The organism is Micromonospora sp. SYSU B005, assembly GCF_055362685.1.
This window is the reverse complement of sequence record NZ_JAXCFU010000004.1, coordinates 97,269-111,461: the sequence shown is the minus strand read 5'-3', so window position 1 is coordinate 111,461 and position 14,193 is coordinate 97,269. Positions and strand designations below refer to the sequence as shown.

General features: G+C 74.0%; 15 protein-coding genes. 5 read left to right on the top strand and 10 right to left on the bottom strand.

Annotated features, from left to right (window positions below; all coding sequences use genetic code 11):
• Window positions 1-79: 79 nt before the first annotated feature.
• Both SM452_RS12060 and SM452_RS12055 read left to right on the top strand, forming a co-directional pair.
• Window positions 80-1,546: a hypothetical protein gene (locus SM452_RS12060; RefSeq protein ID WP_463839932.1), complete on the top strand. Its 1,467-nt coding sequence runs from the start codon at window positions 80-82 to the stop codon at window positions 1,544-1,546.
• Between the two features lie 34 nt (window positions 1,547-1,580).
• Window positions 1,581-2,465, top strand: coding sequence for a 3-methyladenine DNA glycosylase (locus SM452_RS12055; protein WP_262014743.1), 885 nt, complete (start codon window positions 1,581-1,583; stop codon window positions 2,463-2,465).
• Window positions 2,466-2,489: 24 nt separating this feature from the next.
• On the opposite strand, the gene SM452_RS12050 is transcribed toward SM452_RS12055, so the two are convergent.
• From SM452_RS12050 to SM452_RS12010, 9 genes are all read right to left on the bottom strand, one after another.
• On the bottom strand, window positions 2,490-3,611 hold the full coding sequence (locus SM452_RS12050) for a cellulose binding domain-containing protein (protein WP_355514553.1): 1,122 nt from the start codon (window positions 3,609-3,611) through the stop codon (window positions 2,490-2,492).
• 87 nt (window positions 3,612-3,698) lie between these two features.
• Window positions 3,699-4,271, bottom strand: coding sequence for a GNAT family N-acetyltransferase (locus SM452_RS12045; protein WP_355514550.1), 573 nt, complete (start codon window positions 4,269-4,271; stop codon window positions 3,699-3,701).
• Window positions 4,272-4,320: 49 nt separating this feature from the next.
• Window positions 4,321-4,746, bottom strand: a complete 426-nt coding sequence (arfB, locus tag SM452_RS12040) for an alternative ribosome rescue aminoacyl-tRNA hydrolase ArfB (protein WP_262014740.1) — start codon at window positions 4,744-4,746, stop codon at window positions 4,321-4,323.
• Between the two features lie 9 nt (window positions 4,747-4,755).
• Window positions 4,756-5,052: a hypothetical protein gene (locus tag SM452_RS12035; protein ID WP_013284522.1), complete on the bottom strand. Its 297-nt coding sequence runs from the start codon at window positions 5,050-5,052 to the stop codon at window positions 4,756-4,758.
• Between the two features lie 153 nt (window positions 5,053-5,205).
• Window positions 5,206-6,066 (bottom strand): S1C family serine protease, encoded by an 861-nt coding sequence (locus SM452_RS12030; protein WP_262014739.1) that lies wholly within the window; start codon window positions 6,064-6,066, stop codon window positions 5,206-5,208.
• Between the two features lie 39 nt (window positions 6,067-6,105).
• On the bottom strand, window positions 6,106-7,065 hold the full coding sequence (locus SM452_RS12025; protein WP_262014738.1) for a VWA domain-containing protein: 960 nt from the start codon (window positions 7,063-7,065) through the stop codon (window positions 6,106-6,108).
• Window positions 7,062-8,078 carry a DUF58 domain-containing protein gene (locus tag SM452_RS12020; protein ID WP_463839931.1) on the bottom strand — a complete coding sequence of 339 codons (1,017 nt, stop codon included), beginning with the start codon at window positions 8,076-8,078 and terminating at the stop codon, window positions 7,062-7,064. Before SM452_RS12020 ends, SM452_RS12025 begins: the two co-directional genes overlap by 4 nt.
• Window positions 8,075-9,124 (bottom strand): AAA family ATPase, encoded by a 1,050-nt coding sequence (locus tag SM452_RS12015; protein WP_355514545.1) that lies wholly within the window; start codon window positions 9,122-9,124, stop codon window positions 8,075-8,077. The genes SM452_RS12020 and SM452_RS12015 overlap by 4 nt, the downstream gene beginning before the upstream one ends.
• Window positions 9,125-9,316: 192 nt before the next feature.
• On the bottom strand, window positions 9,317-9,838 hold the full coding sequence (locus tag SM452_RS12010) for a hypothetical protein (protein WP_262014735.1): 522 nt from the start codon (window positions 9,836-9,838) through the stop codon (window positions 9,317-9,319).
• 278 nt (window positions 9,839-10,116) lie between these two features.
• Between SM452_RS12010 and SM452_RS12005 the strand changes: the two genes are divergently transcribed.
• Window positions 10,117-11,109 carry an endonuclease/exonuclease/phosphatase family protein gene (locus tag SM452_RS12005; protein ID WP_463839930.1) on the top strand — a complete coding sequence of 331 codons (993 nt, stop codon included), beginning with the start codon at window positions 10,117-10,119 and terminating at the stop codon, window positions 11,107-11,109.
• Window position 11,110: 1 nt separating this feature from the next.
• Here SM452_RS12005 and cimA read toward each other — a convergent pair whose 3' ends face one another.
• Complete coding sequence (gene cimA / locus SM452_RS12000) at window positions 11,111-12,709, bottom strand: citramalate synthase (RefSeq protein WP_262014733.1); 1,599 nt, start codon at window positions 12,707-12,709, stop codon at window positions 11,111-11,113.
• A gap of 315 nt (window positions 12,710-13,024) precedes the next feature.
• Between cimA and SM452_RS11995 the strand changes: the two genes are divergently transcribed.
• Window positions 13,025-13,585: a peroxiredoxin gene (locus SM452_RS11995; RefSeq protein WP_262014732.1), complete on the top strand. Its 561-nt coding sequence runs from the start codon at window positions 13,025-13,027 to the stop codon at window positions 13,583-13,585.
• Window positions 13,586-13,587: 2 nt separating this feature from the next.
• Window positions 13,588-14,118 carry a carboxymuconolactone decarboxylase family protein gene (ahpD, locus tag SM452_RS11990; RefSeq protein WP_104113885.1) on the top strand — a complete coding sequence of 177 codons (531 nt, stop codon included), beginning with the start codon at window positions 13,588-13,590 and terminating at the stop codon, window positions 14,116-14,118.
• Window positions 14,119-14,193 lie beyond the last annotated feature (75 nt).

Below are 14,193 nucleotides of genomic sequence, written 5' to 3'. Positions count from 1 at the left end.
CCGGACGGGGCGGGAATGGCGGCTTCGTACCCGCCCGGCGGTCCCCGGCCCATAGCTTCGGGTCCGGAGGTTCGTTGGTATGCCTGCATCGAGACGACACCACAGGGCCCTGGCAGTGTTCGTGAACTGCCTCGGCGTCATCGCCGCCGTACCGGCGCTGTCCCCGGCGACGCCCGGCGCGGCCGCCGCCCCCGCCCGTCCAGCCCCGGCACCGGCTGTCATCCCCGGTGCCGCGGCCACCCCGATCCCGACCGGCGTACCGGCGGTGCCCCCTGCGGTGCCGACCACCGGCCCGGCGCCGGTCCGGCCGTCGATGCCCCCGGTCAGCGTGGCGGTGGGCGCGTCGGGCACCCCGGCGCCGGGCTACCGGATCGAGGTCCGCAACGCCGGCACCTCGCCCGTCGACACGATGGTCCGGCAGGAGCTGCCGAACGGGTCGCGGGCCACCACGGTGACCGGCGGTGGGCGGACCAGCCGCCCCGCCGGGATGAGCGCCGGTGAGGTGACCTGGCGGCTGCGGCTGCCGGCGAAGAGCACCACCACGCTGCACACCGCGCTGTCGGTCCCCGGTCCGGGCCGCTCGGTGACGGCCCCCACCTGCGTCTACGGCTCGGACGGCACGCGCCCGTTCGACTGCGCCACGGCGACCTGGGTGGGCGCCGCGACGGCTCCGGCGGCGCAGGTCACCGCCGCCCCGGCCTGGCGGCGGCCACCGGTGCTGCTCGCCGCGTTCACCGCGCTGCTGGTGGTGACCGCCGGTGTGGTGTGGTGGGCGCTCCGGCGCCGCCGCCGGCGCACCGCGGCGGGACGCGCCGCGACTCCCACCGGTACGCCCGGAGGCGGCGCCATGCACACCGGCGCCCCGGGAAGCGGCGTGCCCGGCCCGGGCGTGCCGGGCGGAGCCGGGCCCGGCCAGGGCGGCCCTGGTCACAGCGTGCCGGACCGAGGGGCGGCCGAGCGCGGCACCGTCTATCCGCGTACGGCGGTGCCGTCGCCCGCGAGCCGTCGTCGCCGCCCGCCGGTGTGGCTCGTGGTCGGCGTGGCGGCGGCCGTGCTGGCCGGTGTGGTCGGCGCGGCGGCCTGGTCGGCCACGCAGCGGGTGGCCGCGATGGACACCACCAAGCAGCCGACGAGCGGCGCGTGGGTCGGCAGCAGCGTCACCGGCGGGCTGGGCCAGCCGCTGCGCGAGACCGCGTTCGAGTTCACCGTCTACCGGGTGAGCTGCGGTGCCGACGTCCTGCCGCCGGCGCCGGGCGGCGGCCGGCCGTGCCTGGCCACGGTCGGGGTGCGCAACCTCACGACCGAGGACCAGACCTGGCACGGGCAGTTGCAGCGGGCGTACCTGCCCAGCGGCAACTGGGTGGCGGCGGACGAGGACGCGACCCGGGTGGCGAACCTGGGCCGGGACGTCTTCTCCCAGCCGGTGGCCGCCGGGCGGCGGGTGCTGCTGCCGCTGGTGTTCACCATGCGCGGCGACGAGCCGCCGAAACGGCTGGAGCTGCGCAGCGGCGTCTTCTCGGCGGGCGTGCGGGTGGACGTGGCGTGATCCGGGCACGGGCGGCGGTCGTACCCTGGGGTGTGTGACCGCCGCCCTCGCCCCCGCGCTCGACCTGGCCGACTGGCAGGCGCGCCGGCACGCCCACGAGGCGCGGGTGGACGCCTGGCTGACGCCGCACCTGGAGCGCCGCCGCACCGGGGTGAAGCACCCGGTGGAGGACTTCCTGTTCACCTACTACTCGCACCGCCCGGCGCAGTTGCGCCGCTGGCACCCGGGTGCGGGCGTGGTGCTGCGCGACGCCGACCCGGCCGGTTTCGGCCCGGACTACACGGCGGGCGCCGCCGGGCTCACCCTCGACACCGATCGGGTACGCGCGCGGCGCGCCGAGTCGATCGCCTGGATCCGTACGCTGCTCGCGGCGACCGCCGGACGCCCGGCGCAGTTCGGCTGTTTCGGCATGCACGAGTGGGCGATGGTCTACCGGCAGACCCAGGAGCAGGTGCGCCACAACGCCTGGCCGCTGCGGCTGAGCCCGGCGGAGACGGCGGCTGTGGTCTCCGAGCGCGGCGTGCGGTGCAGCCACTTCGACGCGTTCCGGTTCTTCACCGCGCCGGCCCGGCCGCTGAACGTGCTCCAGCCGACCCGGGAGGGCCAGCACGCGCTGGAGCAGCCAGGCTGCCTACACGCCAACATGGATCTGTACAAGTGGGCGTACAAGCTGTCGCCGCTGGTGCCGTCGGAGCTGGTGGCGGACTGTTTCGCGCTGGCCCGGGAGATCCGGGCGCTGGACATGCGGGCCAGCCCGTACGACCTGGCCGACCTGGGTTACCCGCCGGTGCCTGTGGAGACGCCGGAGGGCCGGGCCGAGTACGCCGCCGCACAGCGCGGGTTCGCCGAGCGGGCCGCCGGGTTGCGGGCCCGGCTGCTGGCAGCGCTGGACCGGGCCGTGCCGGCCGACCGCCGCTGAGCGCGGGGCCGGCCGGCGCGGGGATCAGTTCGCGGCGCAGGTCACTGCCGGTGCCGGGCTCGGGACGGCACCGTCTGCGAGGAACCCGAACGTGGTCTGGGCGGCCGGGGCCAGGGCGCCGTTCCAGCTCGCGTTCCGGCCGGTCACTGTGGTTCCGCTCTGCGTCACGTCGGCGCTCCACGCCTGGCTGATCCGCTGGCCCGCGGTGAGCGGGAAGCGCACGGTCCAGCCGGCGATCGGCGCGGCGCCGTCGTTGCGGACGGTCACCTCCCCCTGGAAGCCGCCCGGCCACTGACCGGCGATCCGCCAGGTGGCGGTGCAGCCGCCGGGCGCCGACGTCGGGCCGGCGGTGGGCGTCGGGCTGACGGTGGGGCTGGTGGTCGGTGACGGCGTGGGGCTCGCGGTCGGGCCGGGCGTGGTGCGGGCCAGCGCGGCGGCCAGCGCCGGGTACCACCTGTCGGACATCTTCTGGTCGCCGGCGGCGTTCGGGTGCACGCCGTCGTACGTGTCGGTGGCGGTGCTGAACCCGGTCCACTGGTCGACCACCACGATCGGGGAGGCGGCTGTGGTCTTCCCGGCCGCCCAGCCGTCGATCAGCGCGTTGAGCGCCACGGTCCGCTGGCCGCACTCCGGGCAGCTCGCCGGGTTCATCGGGATGATCTTCGCGACCAGCACCGTGGTGGCCGGGTTGGCGGCCCGCATCTGGTCCACCAGCTTGGAGTACGCGGCCAGGATCGTGGCGGGCGCGATGTTGCTCCACACGTCGTTGGTGCCGAAGTGCATGAGCACGACGTCCGGGCGGGTGGCGGCAAGCCAGCCGGGCAGCAGGTTCTGGTTCGCCACGTTCGTCGCGAGGTAGCCGCCGTGGCCCTCGTTGTCGCCGTCGTACGGCACGCCGCAGCCCTGCGGCCCGAGCGTGCCGACGAAGTCGACGTCGGTGTGGCCGGTGGACTGGAGGCGGTTCCAGAGCAGTGCCCGCCAGCAGCCGGGTGACCCGGTGATGGAGTCGCCCAGCGGCATGACGCGGACCGGGGTGGCCGCCGCGGCGGCCGGGGGCGTGGTGGCGGTGAGGGCGAGGCCGAGAGCGAGGACCGGCAGCAGCGCGGCGAGCGCGGTCAGCGCGGCGCGCAGGGGGTTTCGGGACATGCGGAAGGGACTCCTGTCACTGTGACGTGGTGGTCGGTGACGGCCCTGAAGCTCCCGTACGCATTGAAGCGCTTCGACGCCTCCGGCTCAACCCTCCGGGTGCCCCCGGTGCCGGTTCCACTCCGGAGCGAGGATCGACATGACAGTGGCGTCCACCCAGTCGTCGCCGTCGCGCAGCACCTGTCGCAGCGTCCCCTCGGCGACGAAGCCCACCTTCTCGTAGGCGCGCCGGGCACGCGGGTTGAACGCGAACACCTCCAGGCCGATGCGGTGCAGGCCGAGCCGCTCGAAGCCGTACCCGACGATCAGCCGGACCGCCTCGGTGCCGAGGCCGCGGTTGCGGCCGCCGGGGCCGATCAGCGTGCGGAAGTTGCAGCTCGCGTTGGCCCGGTCCCACTCGTTGAGGACCACCTCGCCGACGCAGGTGCCGCTCGCCCGGTCCACCACCGCGAGGTCGAGCCGGTCGTCCTGGCTGTTGCGGGTGCCGTACCAGGCGCGCAGACGGGACGGCTCGAACGTCTCGCCGGCCGGGCTGCCGGTCAGCCGGACCACCTCCGGGTCGGCCAGGATCTCGGCGAGTGCCGGCAGGTCGTCGTCGTGGAACGGGCGCAGCACCACCCGCTCGCCGGTGAGCGTGGGCTTGACGGAGAAGTCAATCACGTGGCGGAATTCTCCGGTCGGCGTACCGGGCGGCTCAACCGTTTTTCGGTCAGTCGCCGTCCACCCGGCGGTCGCGTTTGCGCTGGGACTGGCGCTTCTTCTCGGCCAGGCGGCGTTCCTTGGCGCCACGCGAGGGGCGGGTCGGCCGGCGCGGCTTCGGCGGCGGGGCGACGGCCTCGCGCAGCAGCGCGGCCATCCGCTCGCGGGCCGCCTCGCGGTTGGCCAGCTGGGCGCGGTGCTCGCTGGCGGTCACCGTGAGCACGCCGCCGACCAGGCGGCCGGCGAGCCGGGCCAGCGCCCGTTCCCGCAGTGTCTCCGGCACGCTCGGCGAGCCGGCCAGGTCGAAGCTCAGCTCCACCCGGGAGTCGGTGGTGTTGACTCCCTGCCCACCCGGGCCGGACGAGCGGGAGAACCGTTCCCGCAGCTCGGCGGCGGGCACCGTGAGCCGATCGGTGACCCGCAGTCCGTCGTCCACCCCCCGAGGCTAGCGCCCGGCGCGATGACTCGGGGTGGGGGTGGCGCTCGGCGTGGGACCGGCCCGTTCCTCGCCGCCGCCGGACGCCGCGTACGCGGCCGCGCCGACGAGCAGCAGGGCGATCACGGCGAGCTTGACGACGACGCCCCGGATCGCGAGCCAGGCGTTGCGCCGGGCGCCGGGGACGCTCGTCCGGATCGTCTGGTAATCCGTCCAGCCACGTTTTGCACGCGCGTAGGACGCGCCGACACCGGCGCCGATGATCAGGCCCACCACGAGGAGGGCCGCAATGACAGCTTGCTCCACCTCCGCCAGTATCCATACTCAGCGTAATATTTCTATGCCCCGATGATCCCACGCCGGATATCCGACAGTTCGCACCGATCTTGCGATGCTTGTGCAGGTCAGCGCCGCGCGGGGGCCGGAGCAACCCCGCGCGGGAGACCGCGCCCGTTTGACTCAGCCGCCCCGGCCGATGATGGTGTCGGCGGTCTGCTGGACCTGGTCGATCGGGATGGCGAAGCCGATGCCGATGGAGCCGTTGCCGTCGATGGTGGCGATCGCGGTGTTCACGCCGACCACCTCACCGCGCGCGTTCACCAGCGGACCACCGGAGTTACCCGGATTGATCGAGGCGTCGGTCTGCACCGCCGTGTGCCGGCCGTTGCCGATCCGTACCTGCCGGTTCAGCGCGCTGACGATGCCGGCGGTGACCGTCCCGGCGAGCCCGAGCGGCGACCCGACGGCGAGCACCGGCTCCCCCACCCGCGTCGAGTTCGCCTTGGCGAGCGGTAACGGCGGCAACCCGGCCGACGCGGGCACCTTCAGCACGGCCAGGTCGCTCGCCGGTTCCCGGCCCACCACCTCGGCCGGGAAGCGCCGCCCGTCCGAGGTCTCCACAGTCACCGCGCCGGCACCGCCGCGGGCCAGGATGTGGTCGTTGGTGACGATGTGCTGCTCGTTGTCGATGGCGAAGCCGGAGCCGGACGCGGACGCGCCGGAGCGGCCCCCGACCATCACCGAGACCACGCCGGGCACCGTCTTGCCGGCGGCGGTGACCAGCTCCGCGGGCACCGGAGCGGCGGACGCCGCGGTCGGTCCCGGCGAGTCCTGATCGGCCGCCCAGGTGCCGGCCGCCGCGCCGGAGACGGTGGAGAGCGCCACCACCGCCGCCACGCTCAGCAGCCGGTGCCGCATGCTCCGCCGTCCCGCGTCCGGCCCGCCCCCGGGTACCTCCCGGTGGCCGCGCCCGTCCGGGTCCAGCTCCGGCGAGACGAACCACGGTCCGCGTGGCTCGCCGAGTCCGGTCTGCACTGCCATGCCTGGCTCCTCACATGTCGTGCGGTAGTGGTGTGCGGGTCAGGGCAGCCGGGAGAACCACCGCAGCGAGCCGGCCGCGGCGCCCATCGCCAGGACCAGCCCGAGGCCGATGAAGCGGGCCGAGACGTCCTGCCGCTCGGTGCGGTAGCCGACCGAGGTGCCGATGTCCTCGTAGACGTCCTTCAGTTCGGCGGTGGTGGACGCCTCGTGGAAGCCGCCGCCGGTCTGCTCGGCGACCGCCCGCAGCGTCTGGCCGTCCACCGGCACCTGGATCGCGCGGCCGCCCCGGTCGACCGAGCCGCCGGGCGTGCCGAAGGAGATGGTGTGCACCGGCACCTTCGCGGCGACCGCCTGGTCGGCGGCCTCCATCGGGTCCATGCCGGACGTGTTCGCGCCGTCGGAGAGGATGATGATCCGGGCCGGCGGCGGGTCCTTGGCGGCGGTGGCGTCCAGGCTCTTGACCGCGCCGAGCGAGGTGCTGATCGCCTCGCCGATGGCGGTGCCCTGCACGCCGGTGATGCCCTCGGCCAGCCGCCCGATGCCGTCGTGCAGCGCCTCCCGGTCGGTGCTCGGCGGCACCAGCACGGCCGCGCTGCCGGCGAAGGCGACGAGACCGACGTTGAACTCGTCGGGCAGCCCGTCGACGAACCGCCGGCCCGCCTCCTTGGCCGCGGTCAGCCGGTCCGGGTCCACGTCACCGGCGAGCATCGAGGTGGACACGTCCACCGCGACCATCACCGTGGCCCGCTCCCGTGGCACCCGCACCTCCGCCTCGGGCCGGGCGAACCCGACCACGAGCAGCGCCAGCATGGCGAGGAACAGGCCCGCCGGGACGTGCCGCCGCCAGGCCGGGCGGCGCGGGGCGACCCGGTCGAGCAGGCGCAGGTTGGTGAAGCGCACCGCGTACCGGCTCTGCCGCCGTTGCAGCACCAGGTAGCCGGCGACCAGCGCGACGACGGCGAGCAGCAGCCAGAGGCGGGCGGGTGACTGCCAGGTCATGCGACACCTCCGCGGGCCGCGGCCGGCACGGTGGCCAGCCGGCGCTGCTCGTGCACGTACCGGACGACGTCCGCGCACCAGTCCCGGTCGGTGCGCAGCGCCAGGTGGGTCGCGCCGGCCCGGCGCAGGGTGCGGCGTACCTGGTCGCGCTGCTCGGCGGCGGCGCGCGCGTACCGCTCGCGCAGGCCCGGGTCGCCGGTCCACACCTCGCGGTGCCGGCCGCTCTCCGGGTCGACCAGCGTGATCAGGCCGACGTCCGGCAGTTCCAGCTCGCGCGGGTCGGTCACCTCGACCGCGAGCACCTGGTGCCGTACCGCGAGGCGGCGCAGCGTGGCGGCCCACGGCGGCGGCGCGGCGTCCGGGTCGTCGGGCAGTTCGTCGAGGAAGTCGGAGACGATCACCACGAGCCCGCGCCGGGTGGCGACGCGCTGGAGGCCGTCCAGCCCGTCGACCAGGCCCGGCGCCGCGTCGCGCCGGCCCGCGCCGGCCGCGCCCGCGCCGTCGGAGTCCGGCAGGTCGCCGGTACGCGGGGCGCCGAGCAGCGCGCGCAGCAGCCCGAGCAGATGGATACGCCCGCTGCGGGCCGGGAACCGGCGCAACCCGTCCGGGGTGAGTACCTGGGCGCCGAGCCGGTTGCCGACGCCGGCGGTGAGGAAGCCGATCGCCGCCACGGCGGCCACCGCCAGTTCCCGTTTGTCCAGCGTGGACGTCCCGTACTCCATGCTGGGGCTGGCGTCGACGAGCAGCCAGGTGGTCAGCTCCCGGTCCGCGTCGACCTCGCGGACGTGCGCGACGGTGGTCCGGGCGGTGACCGCCCAGTCCATCCGGCGCACCTCGTCCTCGCCGGGCCGGTACTCGCGGCTGCCGGCCGCCTCGCTGCCGGGACCTGGGAGCAGGCCGCGGTACCGGCCGTGCAGCAGGCCGTCGAGCCGCCGGGTCACCGTCAGCTCCAGCCGGCGCAGCCGCTGGTCCGGGGCGAGATCGGCGAGCCCGGGCCCGGCCTCGCCGGTCATGCCGCCGCCAGGTCGTTCACCGTCTCGGTGGGCCCGTTCACCAGCCGGGGCGGCGGCACCGCCTCGATCACGCGGCGTACCACGTCCTCGCCGGAGATGCCGTCGGCGATCGCGTCGAAGGAGAGCACGAGCCGGTGCGCCAGCACGTCCACCGCGAGTTCCCGGATGTCCTCGGGGAGCACGTAGTCCCGTCCGTGGATCAGCGCCTGCGCGCGGGCGGCGGCCACCAGGCCGAGCGTGGCCCGGGGGCTGGCCCCGTACGCCAGCAGGGGCGCGACGTCGGGCAGACCGAAGCGTTCCGGGTCGCGGGTGGCGAGGATGAGGCGGACCACATATTCTGCGAGCGCGTGGTGGACGAAGACGTCTGTCGCGCGGCGCTGCAGATCGCGCAGCCGGGTCGGGTCGAGCACGGTACTCGCGGTGGGCCGCTCGGTGCTCATCCGGTAGAGGATGGCCAGTTCGTCGGCGTCGCTCGGGTAGTCGACCACGACCTTCATCAGGAAGCGGTCGCGCTGCGCCTCGGGTAGTTGGTAGACGCCCTCGGACTCGATCGGGTTCTGGGTGGCCAGGACCAGGAACGGGTCCGGCACCGGCCAGCTCCGGCCGGCGATGGAGACCTGCCGCTCGGCCATCGCCTCGAGCAGCGCCGACTGCACCTTGGCCGGGGCCCGGTTGATCTCGTCGGCGAGCACCAGGTTCGCCATGATCGGCCCCAGCTCCACGTCGAACTGTTCGGTGGAGGCGCGGTAGATGCGGGTGCCGACGATGTCGGAGGGGACCAGGTCGGGGGTGAACTGGATGCGGGAGAACGTGCCACCGACCACTGTGGCGAGCGTCTGCGCCGCCAGCGTCTTGGCCACCCCCGGTACGCCCTCCAGCAGGCAGTGGCCGTCGGCGATCAGGGCGGTGAGCAGGCGGTCGACGAGTCGATCCTGCCCGACGATCACGCGTTTGACCTCGACGAGGGTCTGTTCCAGCTCGACGCCGCTCGCGTCGGCGTCGACCGGGCTGAGCACGCTGGCCGGGGTGTCCGAGATGTCCGTCACGGTGCTTGCTTCCCGTGCCGGACCGGCGACAAACGTCGGATTATCGGCCCCTGGGCGGTGGTCGGCGGGCCGGACCGGCAGCTTCTCCCCAGCCGGGCGGGAACGGCACGAAGCGGCTCGGCACCCGCCGGACCGGTACGGAACACGACACCGGCCCCCGCCGGAGCGGGAGCCGGTGCGGGGCCGTACGGGTCAGTTGGCGACCAGGATGTGGAACGGCCGGTCCGAGGCGCCGCCGGTGGAGTTGCGGGTCTGCACGAAGACCGCGTTCGGGGTCAGCGTGCGGGGCGCGGCCGAGATCTCGCCGCCCGGCGGGACGTTCGCCGAGTCGTTCGTGCCGATCGACACGTGGTACCCCTTGGCGGAGACGTTGTAGTCGAACAGCACCTGGTACTGCCCGACGGTGACCCCGACGCCGGGGGTGAACCGGAACGAGGACACCACGTTGCCGGAGTGCTGCAGCAGCGTGCCGTTTGCCGCCACGACGGCCCAGGCGACCTGGCCGGCCGCCGGTGGGGCCAGGGTGGCCCGCATGGCGGTGCGGGCGGCCTGCCGCTCGGCGGCGGTCACCGGCGGCTGGGCCGTGGAGTGCCGGGCACCGGGCTGCGGCTTCGCCTCCGATTGGGCGGCTGCGGCGATCCCGCCACCGGCCAGGCTGAGCGACAGCGCGGCGAGCGCCACCACCGTCGCCTTTCGCTTCAAGAATGTGGCCATGAGTTCTCCCTTGGTAGACCGTGGTGATACGGCGACTGCGCGCGTCAAATTGCGGATCATCGGGTATCCGTCCGGGAGCGCACCGCTCGTGAGCTGGCCTTACTACAGAGAGTCGCGACGTCTCAACCAGGTGGAACCTAGCACCGGAAAATGCGGGCGGTCAATAGCACTATTGCGTGCCCAGCCAACCCGCAAAGTGCTCGGAAATTGCGAGGAACAATTCACGAAATTGTTTCGGAGGGCATCGCGCCGACCCTGATCCGGGTAGCCTGACCGCCATGATCACCCTGCCGCGACTGCCCCGGGCCGGCACTCGGGGCGGCCGCCCGGCCACCGTCGCGTGCTGGCTCGCCGTCGCGCCGGTCGCCGCGTGGGCGCTGGTACGCCTGACCGGGCTGGAACGCGGCCCGCTGGTGCAGGCGGTCGCGTTCACGCCGTACGCCGCCGCCGTGGCCCCGGTCGTGGCGGTGGCCGCGCTCGCCCTGCGGCGCCGCGCCCCGGCGGTGATCGCGGTCCTGGCCGCGCTGACGCTGATCGGCGCGGTGGCGCCCCGCGCGATCCCCGGCGACCGGCCCGCCGCCGACGGGCCGACGCTGCGGCTGCTCACCGCCAACCTGCGCCTCGGCTCGGCCGACCCGGCGGCGCTGGTGGACCTGGTCCGGACGCGGCGGGTCGACGTGCTCACGGTGCAGGAACTCACCCCGCCGCTGGCGGCCGAGCTGGACCGGCTCGGGCTGGCCACCCTGCTGCCGCACCGGTCGCTGACGCCCGAGGTCGGCTCGACCGGCTCCGGCGTGTACGCCCGGCACCCGCTGCGCGACACCGGTCACCGGCGCAACAGGGGCTTCTTCTTCACCCAGGCGTACGCGACGGTGACCGTGCCGGGGGCGCCACCGGTGCGGGTGGAGTCGGCTCATCCGGCCGCGCCGTACGCCCCGCACCTCGTGCCGGACTGGTGGACCGACCAGCGCGCCCAGCCGCCTGCCACCCCGGACGGCGGGCTGAGCGTGCTGGCCGGGGACTTCAACGCCACGCTCGACCACGCGGCGCTGCGGGGCCTGATCGCCACCGGCTACACCGACGCGGCGGACGCGGCCGGAGCCGGGTTCGGCGGCACCTGGGGGCCCTACGACGGCGACCCGATCCCGCCGGTCACCATCGACCACGTCCTCGTCGACAGGCGCATCGCGGTGCGCGCCGCCGGCACCCATTCGGTGCCGGGCAGCGACCACCGCGCTCTGCTGGCCGAGCTGCGCCTGCCGGCCGGCTGAGTCAGGCCGGGCTCCCGCCCGGCACCCGGGCCCGGTCCAGGCCGTAGGTGAGCGCGTCGACCAGCGCGTGCCAGCTCGCCTCGACCACGTTCGGGTGCACGCCCACAGTGGTCCAGTCGCGGCCGGCGCCGGCGGTCTCCACGAGGACGCGCGTGACAGCGCCGGTGCCGTGGCTGCCCTCCAGGATGCGCACCTTGTAGTCGGCCAGCTCGAAGTCGCGCAGCTCCGGGTAGTGCCGGGCCAGTCCCACCCGCAGCGCCTCGTCCAGCGCGTTCACCGGGCCGTTGCCCTCCGCGGTGGCGATCACCCGCTCGCCGCGTACCCGGATCTTCACTGTCGCCTCGGAGACCACGGCACCGTCCTCGCGGTGCTCGACGATCACCCGGTACGACTCCAGCGCGAACGGCCGGGCCGGCGCGGCGTCCGGCAGCTCGGAGCGGACCAGCAGCTCGAACGAGGCGTCGGCGGCCTCGAACGACCAGCCGTCGGCCTCCAGCTCCTTGACCCGCCCGGTGACCCGGGACAGGGCGTCCGGATGGCCGGCCAGGTCCAGACCGAGCTCGCGGCTCTTGAGCTCGATGCTGGCCCGGCCGGCCATCTCGGTCACCAGGATCCGCATGTCGTTGCCCACCACGGCGGGTTCCACGTGGTTGTAGAGCAACGGGTCGACCTTGATCGCGCTCGCGTGCAGCCCCGCCTTGTGAGCGAAGGCAGCGGCCCCGACGTAGGCCTGGTGGGTGTCGGGGGCGATGTTGGCGATCTCGGAGATGGCGTGCGAGACCCGCACCATCTGTTCCAGGCAGCCCTCCGGTAGGACGGGCATGCCCAGCTTGAGCTGGAGGTTGGCGACGATCGCGAAGATGTCGGCGTTGCCGGGGCGCTCGCCGTACCCGTTGGCGGTGCCCTGCACGTGCCGGACGCCCGCCTCGACCGCGGCGATCGTGTTGGCGACCGCGCAGGCGGTGTCGTTCTGCGCGTGCATGCCGAGCCGTTCCGGCGCGATCCCGGTCCGCGCCACCAGTTGCTCGACCACGGCGGTGACCTGGGAGGGCAGCATGCCGCCGTTGGTGTCGCAGAGCACGAACCGCTCGGCGCCGGCGGCCAGCGCGGTCTCCGCCACGGCCGAGGTGTAGCCCGGGTCGAACCGGAACCCGTCGAAGCAGTGCTCCCCGTCGACGAAGACGCGCCGCCCCTGCGCCACCAGGTACGACACGGTGTCGCGGATCATGGCGAGGTTCTCCTCGGCGGTGGTGCGCAGCGCGCGCTCCACGTGCCGCAGGTCCGCCTTGGCGACCAGGGCCACGGCCGGGGTCTGTGCGTCGAGCAGGCCGCGCACCTGCGGGTCGTCCTCGACCGCGAGGCCGGCCTTGCGGGTGGCCCCGAAGGCGACCAGGATCGCGTGCCGCAGCTCCAGCTCGGTGCGGGCGCGGCGGAAGAACTCGGTGTCCTTGGGCACCGCGCCCGGCCAGCCGCCCTCGATGAAGCCGACTCCGAGGTCGTCGAGCAGGCGGGCCACCGCCAGCTTGTCGACCACCGAGTACGTGAGCCCTTCGCGCTGCGCGCCGTCGCGCAGCGTCGTGTCGTACACCTGGAACGTCATCGGAGTCCTCTTCTCGTGCCCTGGGGAGCAAACAAAAAGACCCCCCGCGGATGCGGGAGGTCTGCGCGCTCGGCGGGGGAAGGGCCGGCGCGCTAGCTGCTAATGATCAGGACGAAGCTGGTCACGACCCGTACTCTGCCACCCCGCCCCCGGTTCTGGGAGGCGAAACCCATATTCCGGGACGACGACCGCCGTGGTGATCGCCTTCACACCGGGCCACCGCCCGCCACGAGCACAAACGGGGCTGCGGAAGAATCTTGAACTGATCCAGTTACTGGCCCGGCGGTGCTGCCGAGCCACGCCCAAGGAGGACCCGTGCTCACTGTCGGTGACCACTTCCCCGAGTACGAACTCACCGCCTGCGTGTCGCTCGACGCCGACAAGGCGTTCGAGACGATCAACCACAAGTCCCACGAGGGCCAGTGGCGCGTCGTGTTCTTCTGGCCGAAGGACTTCACCTTCGTCTGCCCCACCGAGATCGCCGAGTTCGGTCGCCTCAACGGCGAGTTCGCCGACCGCGACGCCCAGGTGCTCGGCGTCTCCGTCGACAACGAGTTCGTCCACTACGCCTGGCGCAAGGACCACCCGGACCTGCGCGAGCTGCCGTTCCCGATGCTCAGCGACATCAAGCGTGAGCTGACCTCCGCCTGCGGCGTGCTCGGCGCCGACGGTGTCGCGCAGCGGGCCACCTTCATCGTGGACCCGAACAACGAGATCCAGTTCGTCATGGTGACCGCCGGTTCGGTCGGCCGCAACGTCTCCGAGGTGCTGCGGGTGCTCGACGCGCTCCAGACCGATGAGCTGTGCCCGTGCAACTGGACCTCCGGCGGCGCGACGCTCGACGCCAACGCCCTCCTCGCCGGCGCCGGGGCCTGACCATGGGTCTGGACGCGATCAAGGCGGGCCTGCCCGAGTACGCCAAGGACATCCGGCTCAACCTCGGCTCCACCATCACCACCTCGACACTGAAGCCGGAGCAGGCGTGGGGCACCGCCCTGGCCTGCGCGGTGGCGGCCCGCAACCCGGTGGTGCTGCGGGAGATCGCCGCCGAGGCGGCCGGTCACCTCACGCCCGAGGCGGTCGCGGCGGCCAAGGGCGCGGCGGCGGTCATGGCGATGAACAACGTCTACTACCGGGCCAAGCACCTGATCGGCGACGAGCAGTACGCGTCGCTGCCGGCCCGGCTGCGGATGCAGATCATCGCCCGCCCCGGCGTGGAGAAGACCGACTTCGAGCTGTGGTGCCTCGCCGTCTCGGCGATCACCGGCTGCGGTGTCTGCCTGGAGTCGCACGAGAAGACGCTGCGCGCCGCCGGGTTCAGCCGTGAGCAGGTGCACGAGGGGCTGCGGATCGCCGCCGTCGTCCACGCCGCCGCGGTGACCCTGGACGCGGAGGCCGCACTGGCGTGATCCACCGGCCCGCACGTGCCCGACCGGCACCGCGCGGGCCGACGACCCGAGGGGCCGGCGTCACCACCGTGGCGC

Excerpts from the sequence above, each read along its gene's own strand:
- SM452_RS12050 (WP_355514553.1), bottom strand. The coding sequence starts at position 3,611 with ATGTCCCGAAACCCCCTGCGCGCCGCGCTGACCGCGCTCGCCGCGCTG.
- SM452_RS12025 (WP_262014738.1), bottom strand. The coding sequence starts at position 7,065 with ATGACCTGGCAGTCACCCGCCCGCCTCTGGCTGCTGCTCGCCGTCGTC.
- SM452_RS12010 (WP_262014735.1), bottom strand. The coding sequence starts at position 9,838 with ATGGCCACATTCTTGAAGCGAAAGGCGACGGTGGTGGCGCTCGCCGCG.
- SM452_RS12005 (WP_463839930.1), top strand. The coding sequence starts at position 10,117 with ATGATCACCCTGCCGCGACTGCCCCGGGCCGGCACTCGGGGCGGCCGC.
- SM452_RS12060 (WP_463839932.1), top strand. The coding sequence starts at position 80 with ATGCCTGCATCGAGACGACACCACAGGGCCCTGGCAGTGTTCGTGAAC.
- SM452_RS12020 (WP_463839931.1), bottom strand. The coding sequence starts at position 8,078 with ATGACCGGCGAGGCCGGGCCCGGGCTCGCCGATCTCGCCCCGGACCAG.
- cimA (WP_262014733.1), bottom strand. The coding sequence starts at position 12,709 with ATGACGTTCCAGGTGTACGACACGACGCTGCGCGACGGCGCGCAGCGC.
- ahpD (WP_104113885.1), top strand. The coding sequence starts at position 13,588 with ATGGGTCTGGACGCGATCAAGGCGGGCCTGCCCGAGTACGCCAAGGAC.
- SM452_RS12030 (WP_262014739.1), bottom strand. The coding sequence starts at position 6,066 with ATGGCAGTGCAGACCGGACTCGGCGAGCCACGCGGACCGTGGTTCGTC.